19 protein-coding genes are annotated in these 19,606 nt (G+C 38.3%); 8 read left to right on the top strand and 11 right to left on the bottom strand.

The window, feature by feature from the left end; translation table 11 throughout:
• Nucleotides 1-98 precede the first annotated feature (98 nt).
• Nucleotides 99-1,016: a transcriptional regulator HexA gene (gene hexA / locus B6258_RS01585; protein WP_099073805.1), complete on the bottom strand. Its 918-nt coding sequence runs from the start codon at nucleotides 1,014-1,016 to the stop codon at nucleotides 99-101.
• An 860-nt stretch (nucleotides 1,017-1,876) separates the two neighbouring features.
• Here hexA and B6258_RS01580 point away from each other — a divergent pair.
• Both B6258_RS01580 and yfbR read left to right on the top strand, forming a co-directional pair.
• Entirely contained in the window at nucleotides 1,877-3,091 is a 1,215-nt protein-coding gene (locus B6258_RS01580; protein WP_099073804.1) for a pyridoxal phosphate-dependent aminotransferase, read from the top strand.
• Between the two features lie 136 nt (nucleotides 3,092-3,227).
• Entirely contained in the window at nucleotides 3,228-3,809 is a 582-nt protein-coding gene (gene yfbR, locus B6258_RS01575; RefSeq protein WP_099073803.1) for a 5'-deoxynucleotidase, read from the top strand.
• 87 nt (nucleotides 3,810-3,896) lie between these two features.
• Here yfbR and B6258_RS01570 read toward each other — a convergent pair whose 3' ends face one another.
• The 5 genes from B6258_RS01570 to yfbV form a co-directional block, all read right to left on the bottom strand.
• Nucleotides 3,897-4,631 carry a hypothetical protein gene (locus B6258_RS01570; protein WP_099073802.1) on the bottom strand — a complete coding sequence of 245 codons (735 nt, stop codon included), beginning with the start codon at nucleotides 4,629-4,631 and terminating at the stop codon, nucleotides 3,897-3,899.
• A gap of 179 nt (nucleotides 4,632-4,810) precedes the next feature.
• Nucleotides 4,811-6,640 carry an SLC13 family permease gene (locus B6258_RS01565; protein WP_099073801.1) on the bottom strand — a complete coding sequence of 610 codons (1,830 nt, stop codon included), beginning with the start codon at nucleotides 6,638-6,640 and terminating at the stop codon, nucleotides 4,811-4,813.
• Between the two features lie 97 nt (nucleotides 6,641-6,737).
• Nucleotides 6,738-7,412, bottom strand: a complete 675-nt coding sequence (locus tag B6258_RS01560; RefSeq protein WP_099073800.1) for a sugar phosphatase — start codon at nucleotides 7,410-7,412, stop codon at nucleotides 6,738-6,740.
• Nucleotides 7,413-7,465: 53 nt separating this feature from the next.
• Nucleotides 7,466-7,960, bottom strand: coding sequence for a YfbU family protein (locus B6258_RS01555; RefSeq protein WP_099073835.1), 495 nt, complete (start codon nucleotides 7,958-7,960; stop codon nucleotides 7,466-7,468).
• A 139-nt stretch (nucleotides 7,961-8,099) separates the two neighbouring features.
• On the bottom strand, nucleotides 8,100-8,555 hold the full coding sequence (gene yfbV, locus B6258_RS01550; RefSeq protein WP_099073799.1) for a terminus macrodomain insulation protein YfbV: 456 nt from the start codon (nucleotides 8,553-8,555) through the stop codon (nucleotides 8,100-8,102).
• 392 nt (nucleotides 8,556-8,947) lie between these two features.
• Between yfbV and ackA the strand changes: the two genes are divergently transcribed.
• From ackA to B6258_RS01530, 4 genes are all read left to right on the top strand, one after another.
• Nucleotides 8,948-10,150 carry an acetate kinase gene (ackA, locus tag B6258_RS01545; protein ID WP_023581716.1) on the top strand — a complete coding sequence of 401 codons (1,203 nt, stop codon included), beginning with the start codon at nucleotides 8,948-8,950 and terminating at the stop codon, nucleotides 10,148-10,150.
• A gap of 77 nt (nucleotides 10,151-10,227) precedes the next feature.
• Entirely contained in the window at nucleotides 10,228-12,372 is a 2,145-nt protein-coding gene (pta, locus tag B6258_RS01540) for a phosphate acetyltransferase (RefSeq protein WP_099073798.1), read from the top strand.
• Nucleotides 12,373-12,757: 385 nt separating this feature from the next.
• On the top strand, nucleotides 12,758-12,901 hold the full coding sequence (locus B6258_RS01535) for a Hok/Gef family protein (protein ID WP_099073797.1): 144 nt from the start codon (nucleotides 12,758-12,760) through the stop codon (nucleotides 12,899-12,901).
• A 374-nt stretch (nucleotides 12,902-13,275) separates the two neighbouring features.
• Nucleotides 13,276-13,419: a Hok/Gef family protein gene (locus B6258_RS01530; protein ID WP_072068619.1), complete on the top strand. Its 144-nt coding sequence runs from the start codon at nucleotides 13,276-13,278 to the stop codon at nucleotides 13,417-13,419.
• A gap of 72 nt (nucleotides 13,420-13,491) precedes the next feature.
• On the opposite strand, the gene alr is transcribed toward B6258_RS01530, so the two are convergent.
• The 4 genes from alr to B6258_RS01510 all read right to left on the bottom strand — a co-directional run bounded on the left by alr (nucleotide 13,492) and on the right by B6258_RS01510 (nucleotide 16,935).
• Nucleotides 13,492-14,715, bottom strand: a complete 1,224-nt coding sequence (gene alr / locus B6258_RS01525; protein ID WP_099073796.1) for an alanine racemase — start codon at nucleotides 14,713-14,715, stop codon at nucleotides 13,492-13,494.
• A 192-nt stretch (nucleotides 14,716-14,907) separates the two neighbouring features.
• Nucleotides 14,908-16,164 carry a PTS ascorbate transporter subunit IIC gene (locus B6258_RS01520; protein WP_099073795.1) on the bottom strand — a complete coding sequence of 419 codons (1,257 nt, stop codon included), beginning with the start codon at nucleotides 16,162-16,164 and terminating at the stop codon, nucleotides 14,908-14,910.
• A 10-nt stretch (nucleotides 16,165-16,174) separates the two neighbouring features.
• Nucleotides 16,175-16,462, bottom strand: coding sequence for a PTS sugar transporter subunit IIB (locus tag B6258_RS01515; RefSeq protein WP_099073794.1), 288 nt, complete (start codon nucleotides 16,460-16,462; stop codon nucleotides 16,175-16,177).
• Between the two features lie 29 nt (nucleotides 16,463-16,491).
• Nucleotides 16,492-16,935: a PTS sugar transporter subunit IIA gene (locus B6258_RS01510; RefSeq protein ID WP_099073793.1), complete on the bottom strand. Its 444-nt coding sequence runs from the start codon at nucleotides 16,933-16,935 to the stop codon at nucleotides 16,492-16,494.
• 227 nt (nucleotides 16,936-17,162) lie between these two features.
• Between B6258_RS01510 and B6258_RS01505 the strand changes: the two genes are divergently transcribed.
• A complete protein-coding gene (locus B6258_RS01505; protein WP_099073792.1) occupies nucleotides 17,163-18,209 on the top strand; it encodes a LacI family DNA-binding transcriptional regulator in 1,047 nt (348 codons plus the stop codon).
• Here the strand turns inward: B6258_RS01505 and yfcD are convergent.
• A complete protein-coding gene (gene yfcD, locus B6258_RS01500; RefSeq protein WP_099073791.1) occupies nucleotides 18,206-18,748 on the bottom strand; it encodes an NUDIX hydrolase YfcD in 543 nt (180 codons plus the stop codon). The genes B6258_RS01505 and yfcD overlap by 4 nt on opposite strands.
• Nucleotides 18,749-18,946: 198 nt before the next feature.
• On the opposite strand from yfcD, the gene B6258_RS01495 reads away from it, so the two are divergent.
• The gene (locus B6258_RS01495; RefSeq protein WP_099073790.1) at nucleotides 18,947-19,561 is read left to right on the top strand and encodes a glutathione S-transferase N-terminal domain-containing protein; all 615 of its coding nucleotides are present in this window, start codon (nucleotides 18,947-18,949) and stop codon (nucleotides 19,559-19,561) included.
• The last annotated feature ends 45 nt before the right edge of the window (nucleotides 19,562-19,606 follow it).

Raw genomic sequence — 19,606 nt, 5'->3', positions numbered from 1 at the left:
TTTATCATTATTCATCACTATCCAGTTTTATTTGACTCTTTTTTAATCTTTAATTTTTGTGTTTTAACGCTAAAAAGTTCACACAATTATTAATATGATTATTCAAGTTCAATAGCGCTAATATCTTCAGGTGCAGTGACGGTATAAGGTGTTTTCTTGTTTTCAATCGCATTGAATACAGTTAACACCGCTTCATTTTGTTCATCAGCGTTACGATACAACCAATATTGTGTTTCAGGTAAACGAGGTAACCCTTCGCTTTCACCTAAAATACGTAAATCGGCATTTTGCATTTCAAGTGGACGTGCAGTAATACCCACTTCGGCATTAACTGCGGCACGAACAGCAGATAAAGATGCAGCTTCATAAGCAATACGCCATTGAATTCCAGCGTCATCTAACGTGTTTATCGCTAATTGACGGAATGGGTTCGTTTCATCCATTACAACTAAAGGAATAGGTTCATTCATTTGTAATTGGAAATCTGGTGCACAATGCCATAGCACTGGTGCAGTACGTAACGCTGTACGTGGATGATGAGCAATACGTGCCGTTGTTAATGCTAAATCAATTTCATGATTATCTAGCATTGTCTCAATATATTGAGAACGCTTAATACGGACATCAACAGCTAAACGTGGATACACTGATGCGATACGGTTTAATAAAAACGGTAATAAAGTATCAACAGAGTCATCAGAAGCACCAATACGTAGCTCCCCTTCTGCATCGCTATACGTTAATGATGCCGTTGCATCATCATTCGCACGCAGAATTTGACGCGCATAACCTAACAGTTGTAGACCATGCTCGGTTAAAAGTTTATTACGACCATGACGGGCGAAAAGCTCTCTACCCACCAATTGCTCTAAACGTTGCATCTGCTGACTCACAGCAGATTGGGTTCGACATACAGCAGCAGCGGCTGCCGCAAAAGTGTTCAAATCTGCTACAGCTACAAACGTTCTAAGCAGATCGAGGTCGAGATTCATTATCGGACGATTTGCATTAATCATTGTTTATTCTTCACTTATTTTTGATTTTTAAATTACATATACCTGGTGTTTTATATCAAAAGTCTAAAAAAGACTTCCGATTCAGACAGTACTCTACTCTGAAAAGGAGAGCAAAGACATACCGAATACTTTACATTTGTTTCTTATCGTTTACACCTCCTAGATAGAAAGGAATTGCATCTTTTTGTAACAAATTAAATTTTATTATCATTTTAAGCATTCACAAGAAAGAACTGTATGCCATCATCACAAGTTAGACTTAGATCATACTATATTGCTTTATCATTCATAAATTTTAACATTTTGAAAATAATTTAAATTATCTTAACTATGCATTCGAGTTTAAGTATCTTCCCCTATAAATTAAATTTAAGATTTAAATTTAATTTATACTTAAACTAATTGATTGCTATAGAATAAAGTAGATTTAACCATATTATTTGAAAATTTAATATATTAAGTCAGATAATACAAATCCGATAAAATTATTCAATAATTGATTATGCAACATTTCATCTACCTATCTATCACATCAACTTGTTTCTAATCACCACACTAAAAAGCCCCTGTTCAATAGAATAATAACCCGGTTTATTTAATGAAACTGAAATATAAATCCATCATAAGCAATACAATCAGTCATCAAAATAACATTCTAAGAATAAATTGACCTTTTACACCAAAAATTACCTAGCATCTTCAAAAGTTTGTAACGTAAGAGTAGAGTGATAGAACAGTTATTTGCTGGGACAGCCTTTTCATTTGTATCTTTCTATATGAATAGCTATCGGCGATAAATGTCGCTAAGTCGCCATAATCACAATAAAGATACGAGTCAGACCCTATTAGGTAAACGCGCTATGAATCAGATTAAAAAATCAAACAAACTCGAACATGTCTGTTACGACATTAGAGGTCCGGTTTTGCAAGAAGCAAAACGTCTGGAAGAAGAAGGTAACAAAGTTTTAAAACTCAATATTGGTAACCCGGCACCTTTTGGCTTTGAAGCACCTGATGAAATTTTAGTAGATGTGATCCGCAATCTACCAAGCTCTCAGGGTTACAGTGACTCCAAAGGTCTGTTTTCTGCGCGTAAAGCTATCATGCAGCATTATCAAGCTCGTGATATGCGAGATATCACTGTTGAAGACATCTATATTGGTAATGGCGTTTCTGAGCTAATCGTACAAGCGATGCAAGCCTTATTGAATAATGGCGATGAAATGCTAGTACCTGCGCCAGATTACCCATTATGGACAGCAGCAGTTTCTCTTTCAGGAGGAAATGCAGTTCACTATATGTGTGACGAGCAACAAGGTTGGTTCCCTGATTTAGATGATATCCGCAGTAAAATTACAAAAAATACCCGCGGTATTGTTATTATCAATCCAAATAACCCAACAGGTGCGGTATATAGCAAAGATATTTTGCTGGAAATCGTTGAAATAGCACGTCAACATGATCTGATTATCTTCGCTGACGAGATCTACGATAAAATTCTGTATGACGATGCGCAGCATCATTCTATTGCGGCGATGGCACCCGATTTATTAACCGTAACATTTAATGGTTTATCAAAAACCTACCGTGTTGCAGGTTTCCGTCAAGGTTGGATGGTATTAAACGGCCCTAAAAAACATGCTAAAAGCTATATTGAAGGCTTAAATATGTTAGCGTCTATGCGCTTATGCGCTAACGTTCCTATGCAACATGCCATTCAAACTGCATTAGGGGGTTATCAAAGTATTAGTGAGTTTATTCTGCCCGGTGGTCGCTTATATGAGCAACGTAATCGTGCTTGGGAACTGATTAATCAAATCCCCGGTGTTTCTTGTGTTAAACCTATGGGGGCATTGTATATGTTCCCTAAAATTGACTTAAATCGCTACAGTATTAAAGACGATCAGAAAATGATCCTCGATTTATTACTGCAAGAAAAAGTGCTACTGGTACAAGGGACTGCCTTTAACTGGCCATACCCAGACCATTTCCGTATCGTTACTCTTCCTCGTGAAGATGATTTAGATATGGCGATTCAAAAATTTGGGCGCTTTATTGTGGGTTATCATCAATAACATTGCCCATGTGTAAAATAAAACGCAATATATCAATACGTTATATTGCGTTTTATTATTTTCTTTTTTATTAACGTTTACATCTGCCTATTATCCACTCACAATAATATCTTCAATCACGCAATTGGGAGATATTATGAGTTATTTTTTTGCCCACCTTTCTCGTTTAAAACTCATTACTCGCTGGCCATTAATGCGTAATATTCGCCAAGAAAATGTATCTGAACACAGTTTACAAGTCGCTTTTGTTGCCCATGCCTTAGCGGTAATTAAAAATCGTAAATTTGATGGCAATGTCAATGCAGAGCGTATTGCATTACAAGCGATGTATCATGATGCAAGTGAAGTTATTACAGGTGATATGCCGACCCCCATTAAATATCACAACCCTCAAATTGCTCATGAATATAAAAAAATAGAAAAATACGCACAGCAAAAATTAATTGAAATGCTCCCTGAAGAATTACAAGATGATTTTCGCCCTCTTATTGATGAACAATTACATAGCGAAGAAGAAACATTTATTGTTAAACAGGCTGATAGTTTATGTGCCTATTTAAAATGTCTTGAAGAGTTAGCCGCAGGCAATAGTGAATTTAATTTGGCTAAAAATCGGTTAGAAAAAACGCTAGCAGAAAGACATAGCCCAGAAATGGACTATTTTATAAAAGTGTTTGTACCAGGCTTTAGTTTATCGCTGGATGAAATTAGTGAGTAAATGAAACCATTACTCTATAAAAAGATGAGTGTGAATACACACTCATCTTGATTCAAACTTTAGTTTTTCACTTTAATAGTAATTCAGCTATTTTTTATTTATATTTACACTATCCTCTATAAACTTATTTAATATATTTAATGCATCCGTAGCTTGCTCTCTCTTAATCCAATTTATTTTTTCTGACTTACCAAATATATTTTTTATTTTTTCTACAAACCCCATTTTTTTCATAATATTATCATTGGCTTGTAAATATTTTTTTATGATTAATACTTTTTCTTTTTTTGATAGCTCTTTATTTTCAATTTTATTTTTAATAATAGAAAAATCACTACTATTCAAGTTATATCTATTCTCAATTTTTTTATCTTCTGTTTTATTAATATCGTTACCATATAATTCCCTATAGCTATTCAGTTTTTCTTCTGATTTTTTATTTCTCTTTTCTGTATACTCATTCGATTTTGATTCATCATTAATTTTATTCTGTATTACAATATTATTTTCTTTATTAAAATGGTAATTTCTATACACATCACCTTTATCATTATCTATATCAGCATTTTTTATTTCTAAAATACTTTTACTAAATTTAACGGGCTCTTTCTTAGAAAAGGTTGAAAAGGATGCGACTTCTGTCTTATTTTGAGTACCTATAGTAATAGTTTCATATGCAACATTATTACGGGTTAATAATGGAGATGATATATTTTTCACCTCTTTAACTTCCGTCGTTAACATACTGTTTTTTTTGCTTTCTGAATGAGTATCTCTTAGTGAACTCATTGGATTTGAATTATTCACATTTACAATTGACATTTTAAACACTCCCTAATTTTTCTATTTCTTTAAATTACTCCTTTATAAGTTTTGATATTTCAGAAAACACACACGTATAGATACAAATTATATAAAATGCAAAAAACACCGCCTAATAAATAAAAAACGCTGTTTATTAATTAACAAACAGCGTTTCAGGAAAACAAAAATATTGGTATTTAGAATGGGAATAATAGCGGGATCAGGAAGACACTAATCAGCATTACAATTATCGTAAATGGCACCCCAATCTTAATAAAGTCAGCAAACTTATATCCACCCGGTTCAAGAATAAGCGTATTAACGGGTGAGGAAACCGGTGTCATAAAGGCTGCGGATGCTGCAACACCAATAACCATTGCAAATGGTAATGGTGAAACATTCATTTGATTCGCTGCAGCAATAGCAATGGGTGCCATTAATACCGCAGTTGCCGTATTTGAGATAAACAACCCAATTGATGCACAAAGTATAAATAAACACACCAACATCACTTGAGGGCCTGCACTACCCGCCACATCCATTAAGCCATTAACAATAAGCTCGATACCGCCTGTTTTCTGTAATGCCGCAGCAAAAGGCATCATTCCCACGATCAAAATAATACTTGGCCAATGAATGGAGCGATAAGCACTTTCCATATCAATACAACGGAATTTCCCCATTAATAAACAAGCAATAAGTGCCGCAATAAAGTTAGGTACTTCGTTCGTCACCATTAATGCCACCATTAACGCTAACGAAAAAAGTGCATGAGGCGCTTGAGATGAAGCAGGTGCGACTGTTTCAATTTCAGCCGCTAAATTTAAAACGATAAAGTTGCGGGGTTTGGTTGATAAAATGCGAATAAGTTTCCAATCACCAATCACTAATAACACATCACCAAGCCGTAATGGTTCATCAACGATTTTACCCGGTAATGCCCCCCCTTCACGGCGAATAGCAACCACGTTTAAGCCATAACGCGTACGGAATTTAATTTCTCTGAGTGATTTTCCTAATAATTCAGAATCAGGGTTCATGGATACTTCAGCAAGCCCCACATCACGAGATTGTTCAGAAAAATATTCACCTCGTAATACCATTGGTTCTAACATCTGTTCACGACAAAACTCACGTAAATCGACATCACTGGCCGACATATCAACTAATAAAACATCACGTTCTCTTAATTCAGTGCCACCAGTTGCGCTAACCATAACACGCCGAAACCGCCTCCAGCGTTCAATACCGACAACGTTTGCACCATAACGCGAACGTAAGTGTAATTCATCAAGTGAATGACCTACTAGCGGAGAACCTTTACGAATAGCTAAACGACGAGCACGCCCCGCTAACTGATAATCACGAATAAGATCACGGAAAGTACGGCGATAAGCTTCTTTTTGCTTACCATTATCGTTATTTCCTAACCAACGACGCACCACCAGCATATAGAGAATGCCTGCGAATAATACAGCGATACCAATAGGTGTAATGGAGAAAAACTGGAAACTCGGTAAACCTTCTCTGACTAATTCACTGTTAACAACCATATTCGGTGGTGTTGCCACTAAGGTCATTAATCCACTAATCAATCCAGCAAAACCTAACGGCATCATTAAACGACCTGGCGATGTTTTCATTCGAGCAGCAACACTCAATACAACAGGAATAAAGATGGCAACAACACCTGTTGAACTCATGAAAGCACCTAGACTTGCAACACATATCATTAATAGCACAAGCATTTTAACTTCACTGCTACCCGCGACACGAACTAGCCAGTCCCCCATTTGATAAGCCACGCCTGTTCTCACTAACCCTTCACCAATAACAAAAAGAGCAGCAATCAGTAATACGTTAGGATCGCTAAATCCTACCGTGGCTTCATTTAATGAGAGTGTACCGCTAAGAACGAATGCGATGATGACAAGTAAAGCGACCACATCCATGCGGATTTTGTTGGTCGTAAAAAGGACAATAGCTATCAATAGCAGGCTTAAAACCCATAATAATTCGCTATTCAAAATGGCCTCGATCAGCAATAAGTGAAAACAGTTTAAGACATCAATTCACTACATTGATAAGTAGACCATTTTTACAACAATAAGTCTTTTAATATGATCAAAGAAAAGACGACCTTTTGTGCGTTATTATCACTTTTTCAGCTTGCTTCTCGATTTTAATATCATTTAATGAATCAATAATTAAATGAATCTCATTACGGCGAGGGAGAGAAAGAGGGGCATGAACGGCAACAACTTGGCATCCCGCATCTAAACCAGAGTAAATACCCGCGGCTGCATCTTCAAAAACCACACAATCTTGTGGTAATAAACCCAATTTTTTGGCCCCTAAAAGATAAGGCTCAGGATTAGGTTTACCTTTACTAATGCATTCCGCTGTAACCCAATGCTTAGGTTCAGGAATACCCGTGACAGATTGGCGCGTTGAGGCAATAGGAACAGTACCTGATGTGACAATCGCCCACGGAATATCTAAGTCATTAAGGCGATTAATCAACGCAATAGCACCCGGAAGCGGTGCTAAGCCTTCGGTTTGTGTTGACTCTAATTTTTCTAGCCAACGAAAAGTTTCCGTTATCTCTTGTTCAGTTGCATTAGGCATAAAATGGCGAATTGACTCAATAGCAGGCTTTCCGTGGATGTAGTCATTAATCTCTTGTGTCGAAACACCAACGCGCTCACCAAATAATGCCCAACAGTGTTCAACAACGGGTAATGAATCCACTAATGTTCCATCGAGATCAAACAGAAAACCTTTACATGTAATTACCATATTTTATGCCTACCTTTACCTTACAGTGATGCGTCAATTATTATGTACTGCAATTACGCATTAAGTATTTGCTGAATTTCAACGGCGCTAAGGTGATATTGGCGAGGGCATGCTAACCAAACGTTAAGCATTCTTTGGTATTTTTCCCACATTGGTGTTTGAGAATTAAAACCATGGCTGCCACTATCAAAATGTGTATAACGCCCTTCTGTGTTGACCATAAAGCGAACATAACTAAGATAGCGAGCTTCTGTCGCTGCATCAAATCCTATAAATGCAACACGGCGAGCATCTGGCATCTCTTGTTCTTTTAAGTTATCTCGGGAAACTTGCAGTGCATGGTACATTTCCATGACGTTAATAATGGTACGGCAAGTCTCTTCTGACATTTCATCAAAATCACGGTCAAGTTCACGTAATTGTAATCCATAACCTCGTTCAATAATTGTCTGATAGCGACGATAACGTTCAGCGTTATCAGGATCCATCATGGTCATCATTTTGTATTGATTAGAGAGGATCAAGCGTTGTGCGTGTGTCATTTCCATCATTAATTCTCCAAAGAAATTATGGGGAGGATCATGTCATTAATCAAAAGTATTGAGTAGTGCTAACGACGCGTTTTTTGATCTCAACGGGGTAATTCAAGAAACAATAATGACAAACACAGTGTGTAGAACAAATGTTCTACACATCATCCAGAAAAGAGCGATCAAGTTGCTTAAAGGCGCGTTTTAATAAATGTGCTAGAGAAAGGTAAGTTGGCGTTTGTTCCACGGGTGCTAATGCTATACCCGCCTCTTCAAATTTAGCGCGAATTTCATAAAACCAGCGTAATAAGGTTTCAGGAAGTGGTGTTGCTGCACGTTTACCTAACCACCACAATCCTTGCATTGGCAAGCTACAAGCAAACAGTGCGGTTGTAATCGCAGGGCCTAAATTACCGCCTAATGCAATTTGCCATGTCATCGTAAAAATAGCGATAGGAGGCATATAACGAATGCCAAATCGTGTGGCTTTAACGATACGATTTTCAGGGAAAACAGGCGCTAACTGCTTTTCAACCGGCCAGGTTTTTAGATACTCATTACCCAAACGAAGCTTCTTAAAAAAGCCGGGAGGAGTCACTGTCGGTTCGCTCATAATGACCTCAATCAATTTCTTCTGTAACTTTTAAAAAATATCTATAAAGAATAAAAATCTTTTAGTAGAATTAAGTATATTTTGTCTTTGTTGCCTTTACTCTGTATCCTGTGCCCATTCTAAAGCTTTGTGGCAATAAAGCGCTATATTTTGTTTGCCGGCGTGATTTTCAACCCTTTTCGCCGATTTTAACGCGAAAAGCTAATGGGTGAATAAAAATCGTCCAATTAATGATTGGCAACTATAATTAGCATCAAGTTTTTTACTTCAAGCATGATGCGCGTCATTAATGTCATCATAGGAATGCGATAGGCTTTTATGATTGACGTTTTATTAACCACCGTCTTTATAATATAAAAGACACTACGACAACAAGATAAATAGGTAATTCCATGTCAAGTAAGCTGGTGCTGGTACTGAACTGCGGTAGTTCTTCTCTTAAATTTGCAATTATCAACCCAGAAAATGGTGAAGAATTCCTGTCAGGTTTGGCTGAATGCTTCAACCTTCCTGAAGCCCGCCTGAAGTGGAAAATGGATGGCCAGAAACACGAAGCTGCGTTAGGCGCAGGTGCGGCTCATAGCGAAGCATTAAACTTCATCGTAAATACTATTTTGGCTCAAAAACCAGAACTTTCTGCACAAATCGCGTCTATTGGTCACCGTATTGTTCATGGTGGCGAGAAATTCACTAAATCTGTCGTGATCACTGACGAAGTTATCAAAGGTATTGAAGCAGCTATCCCATTTGCACCATTGCATAACCCAGCTCACCTTATTGGTATTGAAGAAGCACGTAAAGCATTCCCTCATTTAATTGAAAAAATGGTTGCTGTTTTTGACACTGCTTTCCATCAAACAATGCCAGAAGAAGCTTATTTGTATGCTCTGCCATACAGCTTATATAAAGATCACAGCATCCGTCGTTACGGTGCTCACGGAACTAGCCATTTCTACGTTTCTCGTGAAGCCGCTAAAATGTTAAACAAACCGGTTGATGAACTGAACGTAATCACTTGCCACTTAGGTAATGGTGGTTCTGTTTCTGCTGTTGTTAACGGTAAATGTGTTGATACCTCTATGGGTCTGACTCCATTAGAAGGTTTAGTAATGGGTACTCGTAGTGGTGATATCGATCCTGCTATCGTGTTCCATTTACACGACACTTTAGGTATGAGCGTTGAAGACATCAACAAACTGCTGACTAAAGAATCTGGTCTGTTAGGTTTAACAGAAGTCACTAGTGACTGCCGTTATGTTGAAGATAACTACGACACTAAAGCAGATGCTAAACGAGCAATGGACGTTTACTGCCATCGTTTAGCGAAATACATCGGTTCTTACTGTGCACTGATGGAAGGTCGTTTAGATGCTATTATCTTTACTGGTGGTATCGGTGAAAACGCAGCAATGGTACGTGAATTGTCTCTGAAAAAACTGGCTCTGTTAGGTTTTGAAGTTGACCATCAACGTAACTTAGATGCACGTTTCGGTAAATCAGGCACTATCACTACCGATAACAGCCGCCTTGCTGTTGTTATCCCAACTAACGAAGAGTTAGTTATCGCTCAGGACGCAAGTCGCCTGACCGCTTAAGTTCTTTGATGTACTGCCAGTGTCATGCTGGCAGTACTGTTTTACATAACGAGCAACCGATATTTAAAGAGGTTTCCGTGTCCCGTACAATTATGCTAGTCCCAACTGATACACGCGTAGGTTTAACCAGCGTCAGCTTGGGTGTTATCCGTTCTATGGAACAAAAAGGCGTTAGCCTTAGCGTGTTCAAGCCAATTGCACAGCCTCGTGTAAAAGGCGCTTTAGATCAAACAACGGCGATTATCCGCTCTCACTCCACAATTCAATCATCAGAACCTTTAAACATGGATTATGTTGAGTCTCTACTCAGCTCAAACCAAAAAGATGTTTTGATGGAAGAAATTGTTGCTAGATACCATGAAAATACCGCTGATGCAGAAGTTATTCTCATCGAAGGTCTGGTACCTATGCGTAAGCACCCTTTTGCACAATCATTAAATTATGAAATTGCAAAAACATTAGGTGCTGAAATTGTTTTCGTTACTGCATTAGGTAACAACACGGTTGAACAGCTAAAAGAGCGTATCGAATTTGCGCGTGCTGAATTCGGCGGTGTAAAAAACCAAAATATCACAGGCGTTATTGTTAACAAACTAAATGCACCTGTTGATGATCAAGGCCGTACTCGCCCTGACTTATCTGAAATCTTTGATGATTCCAGCAAAGCATTAATCTCCAATGTCGATTTAAAAACTATCGAGAAAAATAGCCCACTGCCTTTACTGGGTTGTATTCCATGGAACTTTGATTTAATCGCCACTCGTGCAACAGATATGGCAAAACACTTAAATGCGACGATCGTCAATAAAGGCGATATTGAAACCCGTCGTATTAAGTCTGTGACTTTCTGTGCCCGTAGTATTCCACACATGTTAGAGCATTTCCGCCCAGGTTCACTTTTAGTGACTTCAGCGGATCGTCCTGATGTATTAGTTTCAGCGTGCCTTGCAGCAATGAACGGCGTTGAAATTGGTGCAATCTTACTAACAGGTGGCTATCAAATCGATGCCCCAATCAAACAACTTTGTGAACGTGCATTCGAAACTGGCTTACCAATCTTTATGGTTAATGCGAACACTTGGCAGACCTCGTTAAATCTGCAAAGCTTTAGCTTAGAAGTCCCCGCTGATGACCATGAACGTATTGAAAAAATTCAGAACTACGTTGCCCAACATATCAATACACAATGGATTGATTCACTGACAGCTAACTCTGAACGCCCTAACCGTTTATCACCACCAGCATTCCGCTATCAATTAACAGAATTAGCGCGTAAAGCGAAAAAACGTATCGTTTTACCTGAAGGCGATGAGCCGCGTACTGTTAAAGCAGCAGCAATTTGTGCTGAGCGTGGTATCGCAACTTGCGTACTGTTAGGCGATCCTGAAGAAATTCGTCGCGTAGCAACCGCACAAGGTGTTGAATTAGGCACAGGTATTGAGTTAGTCAATCCTAAAGAAGTTCGTGAAATTTATGTACCTCGCTTAGTTGACCTGCGCAAAAGCAAGGGTATGACAGAAGTTGTTGCTCGTGAACAGTTAGAAGATAACGTTGTTCTCGGCACATTAATGCTGGAAAAAGGTGAAGTAGATGGCCTAGTTTCTGGTGCTGTTCATACAACTGCTAACACTATTCGCCCACCACTACAGTTAATCAAAACTGCACCAGGTAGCTCATTAGTGTCTTCTGTGTTCTTTATGCTGTTACCTGAACAAGTTTATGTTTATGGTGACTGTGCAATTAACCCAGATCCAACAGCAGAACAACTGGCTGAAATCGCAATTCAATCTGCAGATTCTGCAATTGCATTCGGTATCGACCCACGCGTTGCGATGATCTCTTATTCTACGGGTAACTCTGGTGCAGGTAGCGATGTAGAGAAAGTTCGTGAAGCGACACGTTTAGCACAAGAAAAACGCCCTGATCTGATGATCGATGGTCCTTTACAATACGACGCGGCTGTTATGGCTGACGTTGCTAAATCTAAAGCGCCAAATTCACCCGTTGCAGGTAAAGCGACTGTGTTTATCTTCCCTGATCTGAACACCGGTAACACCACTTATAAAGCGGTACAACGTTCAGCTGACTTGGTTTCAATCGGACCAATGTTACAAGGTATGCGTAAACCAGTGAATGACCTTTCTCGTGGTGCATTAGTGGACGATATCGTCTACACCGTTGCGTTAACCGCAATTCAGGCAAGCCAACAAGAAAACGCATAATTATTGAAGTTCACTTCAAATAGAAAAACGCCAGATGATTGATTTTATCTGGCGTTTTTTATTCTACAGATTTCCTATTTAACTAAAATTCGAGGCTGTTTCCTTTAAAAAGGAGAGTTAAGAGAAATCTCGCCTATAAACACCAGATACAAAAACAATTAATATCTTGATTTTACTCGTTTATTTATATTGTTTTTATTTGAAAAAAGATAGGAATGAGGTGAATTTCTGTTAGTATGCAGGTGGGTGCTTGGATCAGTTTGGTTCAAGCATTTGCGAACGCCAAAAAGACGAAAGCCCCGAATTCTATTTTATTAAAATTCGAGGCAGTCTCAAGACCTCAACAACTTGATTCTGTCTCCTTTAAAAAGGAGTGTCAAGAGAAATGGCTAAATTTGCCCTGATGGGGCTGATTGCTGTCTGTATGACAGCACTGTGTTTATCATTACTTAAACATGAAAGATTATGCTCTTTCAATATTCGTAGTGGCCACACAGTAGTTCAAGCGACTTTATCTTGCGATAAATAGCTTTGTGGGGGAGTTTTCCCCCACAATTTCTCATAACAGGTTGTTGTGTTTTGTGGTTACCAAGCACCCTACTTTAATTGTTAAAAATACACTGATTAGCAGCCTCTCTCTTCCCCTTTTTATTATTGTATCCACAATAATGATGACAGATAACACATTAATTTTACTCGTTTATTTATATTGTTTTTATTTGAAAAAAGATAGGAATGAGGTGAATTTCTGTTAGTATGCAGGTGGGTGCTTGGATCAGTTTGGTTCAAGCATTTGCGAACGCCAAATAGACGAAAGCCCCGAATTTTACTTTACTAAAATCCGAGGCAGTCTCAAAGCAGACAACTTGATTCTGTCTCCTTTATAAAGGAGTGTCAAGAGAAATGGCTAAATTTGCCCTGATGGGGCTGATTGCTGTCTGTATGACAGCACTGTGTTTATCATTACTTAGACATGAAAGATTATGCTCTTTCAATATTCGTAGTGGTCACACAGTAGTTCAAGCGACTTTATCTTGCGATAAATAGCTTTGTGGGGGAACTTTCCCCCACAATTTCTCAAACAGGTTGTTGTGTTTTATGGTTACCAAGCACCCTACTTTAATCCACTAATATCCGTTGATTAGTTGCACCCCATAAAATCGACATTTCTGTAAACAGTGCACCACTAATATCTTCAACTTCTTCTGCCGTAATTTCGCTATTGCCTTGCTTACCAAAGAATACGACTTCATCCCCTGATTTGATATTTTTAAGATCTGTAATATCAACAATCACCGTATTCATTGACGTTTTACCTAAAACAGGCACACGTTGACCACCGATTAAGGCATGTCCAGCATTACTAAAAACTCGACGATAGCCATCTGCATAACCAACAGGAATATTCGCTAATACCGAGTCACGTTTTAGTGTGTAAGTACGGTCATAACCAACAGTATTACCTTTAGGATAATAATTAATTGAAGCAATGGTCGATTTAAACGTCATAACACGTTTATAATCTGTACTTGCGATGGTGTCACCATAGAAAATTCCGCCGACACGCACCATATCTAACCATGATTCTGGCACAGTAATTGTGGCAAACGTATTTGCCATATGCAGAGTAATATCTTTACGATTTAACCCTGTAACATCCAATACCTTTTGTGATTGCTGTTTAAAACGAGCAAGATCTTCTCTTACTTTATCAGCATCTTCTTCAGGATAGTGAGACATAATGCCAACCACTTTAAGGTTAGCTAATTGAGCAATTTGCTTCGCCTCTTCAAGCCCTGCATCGTTATTAACTTCTAATCCATTACGAGACATTCCACCTGAATTTAAGGCAAGATGAATAGAGAGCACTTTATTTTGTTGTTTAGCAATGGCATCTAATTTTTTAGCCATATCTAAATTACCAATCAATTCTTCCACGTTATAGCTGGTTGCCTGAGCCATTTCTTGCTCTGTGGCATTACGTACACGCATTAAACGGCCTTGGAATCCTAGATCTCGAACTTCTTTTAGCTCTTGGTTATTCGTTACACCAATACATTGCACATTATTTTCAATCATAACAGGTGCAACTAATGATAAATCATGACCATACGCATCGCCTTTTAAAATGGCACAAAGAGCGGATTTGTCACCTAAAAGTGATTGTACTTTCTTCACATTAAAATCGAGCGCACTACGTGAAATTTCAATCCATGAGTTATTCACGATTGCAGGTTGAATCTGAGCTGTTGGAGCCGTGGGGGGATTGTGATTAACCGGTTGTTGGCAAGCAGTGATAACAAAAAGTGGTAACAACGCAAGATATCGAATACCAAAAGACATCTTCTTTTTCCTTAGTGATTGTGATGTAAACCTATTTTTATAATTAATTAGGTACGAAAATATACACACAGTGAATATTCACTCAGGATAATAGCATTATTATTCATAAAATAAACATATAAATTCATATAAAAAAACGCCTCAATGAATTAATTTCAATGAGGCATTTATATATCTTAATTCTTAAAACAATCAGCGAACAATAATACCTAACAGAATACCGATAACACCAAAGTCTGCATCACTAAATGTGGTGTTAGCAATACCGATATCGCCCAGTACGGGTAATAGGAATACAGGTAAGAAAGTAATTAATAAACCTTGAACAAAAGCACCTAAAATCGCACCGCGACGTCCACCAGTTGCATTACCAAATACCCCTGCGGTTGCCCCCACAAAGAAATGAGGAACAACCCCCGGAATGATCACCGTCCAATCTAAGGCATACAGAATAAACATGCCGATAACACCGGCCGCAAAGCTACTTAAAAAGCCGACTAATACTGCATTTGGTGCATAAGGGAATACAACTGGGCAATCTAAAGCGGGTTTGGCATTAGGGACTAACTTATCTGAAATACCTTTAAATGCAGGAACGATTTCAGCAATCACCATACGCACACCTTGCAGAATAATATAAACACCTGCTGCAAAGGTTATAGATTGCATCAATGAGAACATAAACCAGTTTTTACCACCACTGACTTCGCGAACAAAAGCATCGCCCGCAAACAAACACGTAATGATAAAAATAATCCCCATAGTAAAGGCGATAGCAACAGGTGTATCACGTAAAAACAGTAAACTTTTAGGCACATTCATCTCTTCTGTTGAATGCTCTTTGTTACCAAATTTACTGCCGATAAAACCGGCAACGACATAAGAAATCGTAGAGAAGTGTCCTAATGCAACATCATCGGAGCCAGTAATTTTTTTCATATAAGGATGTGCAATGGCAGGGAAAAATACCATTGAAATCCCAACAACTAATGAACCCACCGCAACTAATACTGTGCCTTCTAAGCCCGCAGTTGCCAGAATAACCGCCACCATCATCGACATAAATAAGGTATGGTGACCCGTTAAGAAAATAAATTTCCACGGCGTTAAACGTGCAATTAAGATATTAATCAACATGGCAAAAAACATAATTAATGCCATTTCTTTACCAAAGCTTTTTTGTGCAATAGAGACAATCGCCTCATTATTAGGTACAACGCCTTGAATACCGAATGCATGTTGGAAAATCGTTGAAAAATCACCCAGTGAGTTAATAACAAGACCTGCACCAGCACCTAAAATCACAAAACCCATAATGGTTTTTACGGTACCTTTAATACATTCTGTAACTGGTTTTTTTTGGGCAATTAAACCAATCAATGCAATCAAGCCGACTAAAATAGCAGGCTCTGAAAGCACATCACTCATTAGAAAGCGGAAAAAGTCCATGATAGGCTCCTTATAACGCGCCTAATTCACGTAATGCGACTGAAAGTTTCTCTTTCATCGCCACTTTATCAATCATATTATCCAGTGAAACAACCGTTCCATTTACTGCTTGAGAATTGAGTTGCTCTGCAATATCACGCGTACCTACATAGATATCACTTGGTGTGCCTTTTGCTGACCCCAAATCAACGTGATCAACTTCTGCATTCACAGAAAGATCTTTTAGAATGCTTTTGATGCTCATTTCCATCATTAAGCTACTCCCTAAACCATTTCCACACACAACAGTAATTTTCATGATATTCCCCTTGGTAATTTTAATCGTCATTAATAGTTGTTGATAACGGCAAATACATCTGCTTTGCTTTTCGCATTAAATAGCTTTTGAATATCTGTATCGTTATCAAAAAGTTCGGCTAATTTCACAATGGCATTAATATGGCTGTCGTTATCTGTTGCAGCCAAAACAATCAGTAATTTCACCGGATCGTTTTCATCTGCACCAAACTCAACACCTTGCTCAACAATAGTTAAAGCAAGCGAAAGTTGATTAACACCATCTTCGGGGCGCGCATGAGGCATCGCAATCCCTGGACCTAATACATAATATGGCCCTATTTTCTCGTGTGATTTGTAAATTGCATCGATATAACGAGGTTCAATACAACCTTTATCAATTAATGGCTGACACGCCACTTTAACGGCATCTCGCCAATCGCTAACGTTTGGAACCACTTGCACCACATCGGGTGTTAATAACGTTTTAAGCATACTTATAACCTCGATAACACTCTCTTTGAGCTTCGTTATTAAGGATAGTAATCATTAATGGTAGCGCTATCTAGATAGATCATTCGTAATTGTGATAGCGCTATCATTTTAATGAAATGTTAATTGCAGAAAATGCCAACAATTGACACTGTATTGTTTCAGCATAATAGGAAGATTTCAGGTAGGATCTGCGGTTAATCAAATAGGCTAAGCAAGCATAATCACAAATGATCAAAACACGTAAGCGCCGAAATACAGGTCGCATCACATTACAAGATGTCGCTAAACATGCAGGAGTCGGATCAATGACCGTTTCTCGTGCATTGCGAACCCCTGAATTAGTTTCTGATAAGTTACGAGAAAAAGTTAATCAAGCCGTAGAGGAACTTGGCTATATTCCTAATGCCTCGGCAGGTGCTTTAGCTTCAGCACAAAGTCATATTATTGCTGTACTGTTGCCCTCTTTTACAGATAAAGCTAGTGCAGATTTTATGCAGTCTTTACAGCAAATACTCAATCGCCATCAATATCAAATTTTAGTTGGCTGCTATGAGCATCAACCTCATAAAGCCAGTGATGTGATTAATATGCTATTGCAAAGTAATCCTGCCGCATTAGTTGCCTTTGGTTCTCAGCTTAGCCCAACGCATTTTTTACATATCAGTAATGCCAATGTACCTGTTGTCAGTGTTGCCAGCCAATCAGATGAGCAAGCGGCTATTAGTATTGATTGTTCTTATGAGCAAGCTGCATATGATTTAACAAACCATTTAGTCACTCAAGGAAAGCGTTGTATTGGCTATATTGGTGCATTACAAGGGCAACGTCTGCACCACCAGCAAATAACAGGTTGGTCACGAGCGTTACTCAAAAATTATTTAAATGCTGAGCAAAGTGTCACTACACCTGATCCTGCGTCTATGGCATACGGCCGACAAGCATTAACAGAAATTTTATTGCGTCAACCCGAACTGGATGCGGTTATTTGTAGCCATGAAAGTATTGCACTCGGTATGATTTTTGAGTGTCAACGTCGATTAATTAAGATCCCACAAGATCTGGCTATCGCTTGTTTAGAAGGTTCTGAAAATAGTGATCAGATATCCCCTTCTCTCACATCAATTCGTTTTGATTATCACAAAATGGGAAAAGAGGCAGGAAAACATCTGATAGCACTTTTACAACGTTTAAGAGACGAAGATGATAACGCTATATTCGAAGATACCGTTATCAACTATGCTTATCGATTTGAATTAGGGCAAAGCACCCCTTAGTCTACGGTTTCTCTACTTTCTAAGCGTGTACTGTTGTTACGCGTCAACCAAAGAGAAAGGGCTTTTAATGAATCAGGCGTGAATTCATCACAACGTTCAGTAATTTCAGAGGGAGTTAACCAACACACTTCCTCAATTTCTTCTGCTTGTAGTGCGAAAGGTCCATGAGAAACACAGCTAAACAAGCTTCCCCATACACGACAACTTTCATCATCATAATAAAACTGACCATGCTCCGCAAAAGGGACACCAGCAATACCTAACTCTTCTTCGGCTTCACGACGCGCGCTTTCAAGTAAATTTTCACCTTGTTGAACCACACCGCCCGCCGTCGCATCTAACCAACCGGGATAAAAATCTTTTATTTCAGTTCGACGCTGTGCCAAGATTTTCCCCATGCCATCATGAACAACGATATAAGTTGCTCTATGTCTTAGATTTTCAGCTCGCATTTGTTGACGTGTTGCTTGTGCAACGACTTCATTTTTGTCATCAACGATATCAACCCATTCAACCAATGCCGTCTTTTCTTGTTCCATCCTCAACAAACCTTTTTTAACCGATACTAAACGATCGTAATTTTTATCCTGAATATACCAAAATCACTATTTTTCACCACTACAATAATCATACGTGACTTGTTTTATCCATCTTGCACTTTTTTGCTTTTTATGATTTTAGAAGGCAGACTGTGATTATATTGTGTATTGAGTGCCTACTTTATTTTGGAGCCTTTAATGATTGACTTATATTATGCAGATACCCCAAATGGCCAAAAAATAACGCTTTTTCTTGAAGAAACTGGCATACCTTATCAGTTACATCGCATCGATATTAGTAAAGGCGATCAATTTAAACCTGAATTTTTAGCAATTTCGCCCAATAATAAAATTCCCGCGATTGTAGATAACTCACCTATTGATGGAGGTGAGCCTATCTCTATTTTTGAATCAGGTGCTATTCTTATCTATCTAGCTGAAAAAAGTGGCAAATTGCTCAGTCAAAATTTACGAGAAAAAACAACACAACTACAATGGCTGTTTTGGCAAGTGGGTGGATTTGGCCCAATGTTAGGACAAAATCATCACTTCACCCGTTATGCTACAGAAAAAGTCCCTTATGCGATTAAACGTTATACTGAAGAAACACAGCGTCTATATAGCGTATTAGAGAAAAGATTAGCGCAATCACCTTATCTTGGTGGAAAAGAGTACAGCATTGCGGATATCGCCACATATACATGGGCTCGTCTGCACGATCACCACAATATTGATTTAGCAAATTATCCAGCAATTGATAAATGGCTAAACAACATTAACCAGCGCCAAGCGGCGAAAAAACTCTTTGGCTAATATAAGCAATTTATATATCAGGATGATATTTATTCTTTATCAAGC

Origin of the sequence: Proteus alimentorum, from assembly GCF_002607735.1 — a bacterium.
Taxonomy (GTDB): domain Bacteria; phylum Pseudomonadota; class Gammaproteobacteria; order Enterobacterales; family Enterobacteriaceae; genus Proteus; species Proteus alimentorum.
The sequence above is the reverse complement of the archived record's forward strand: the minus strand, read 5'-3'. Positions and strand labels throughout refer to the sequence as shown.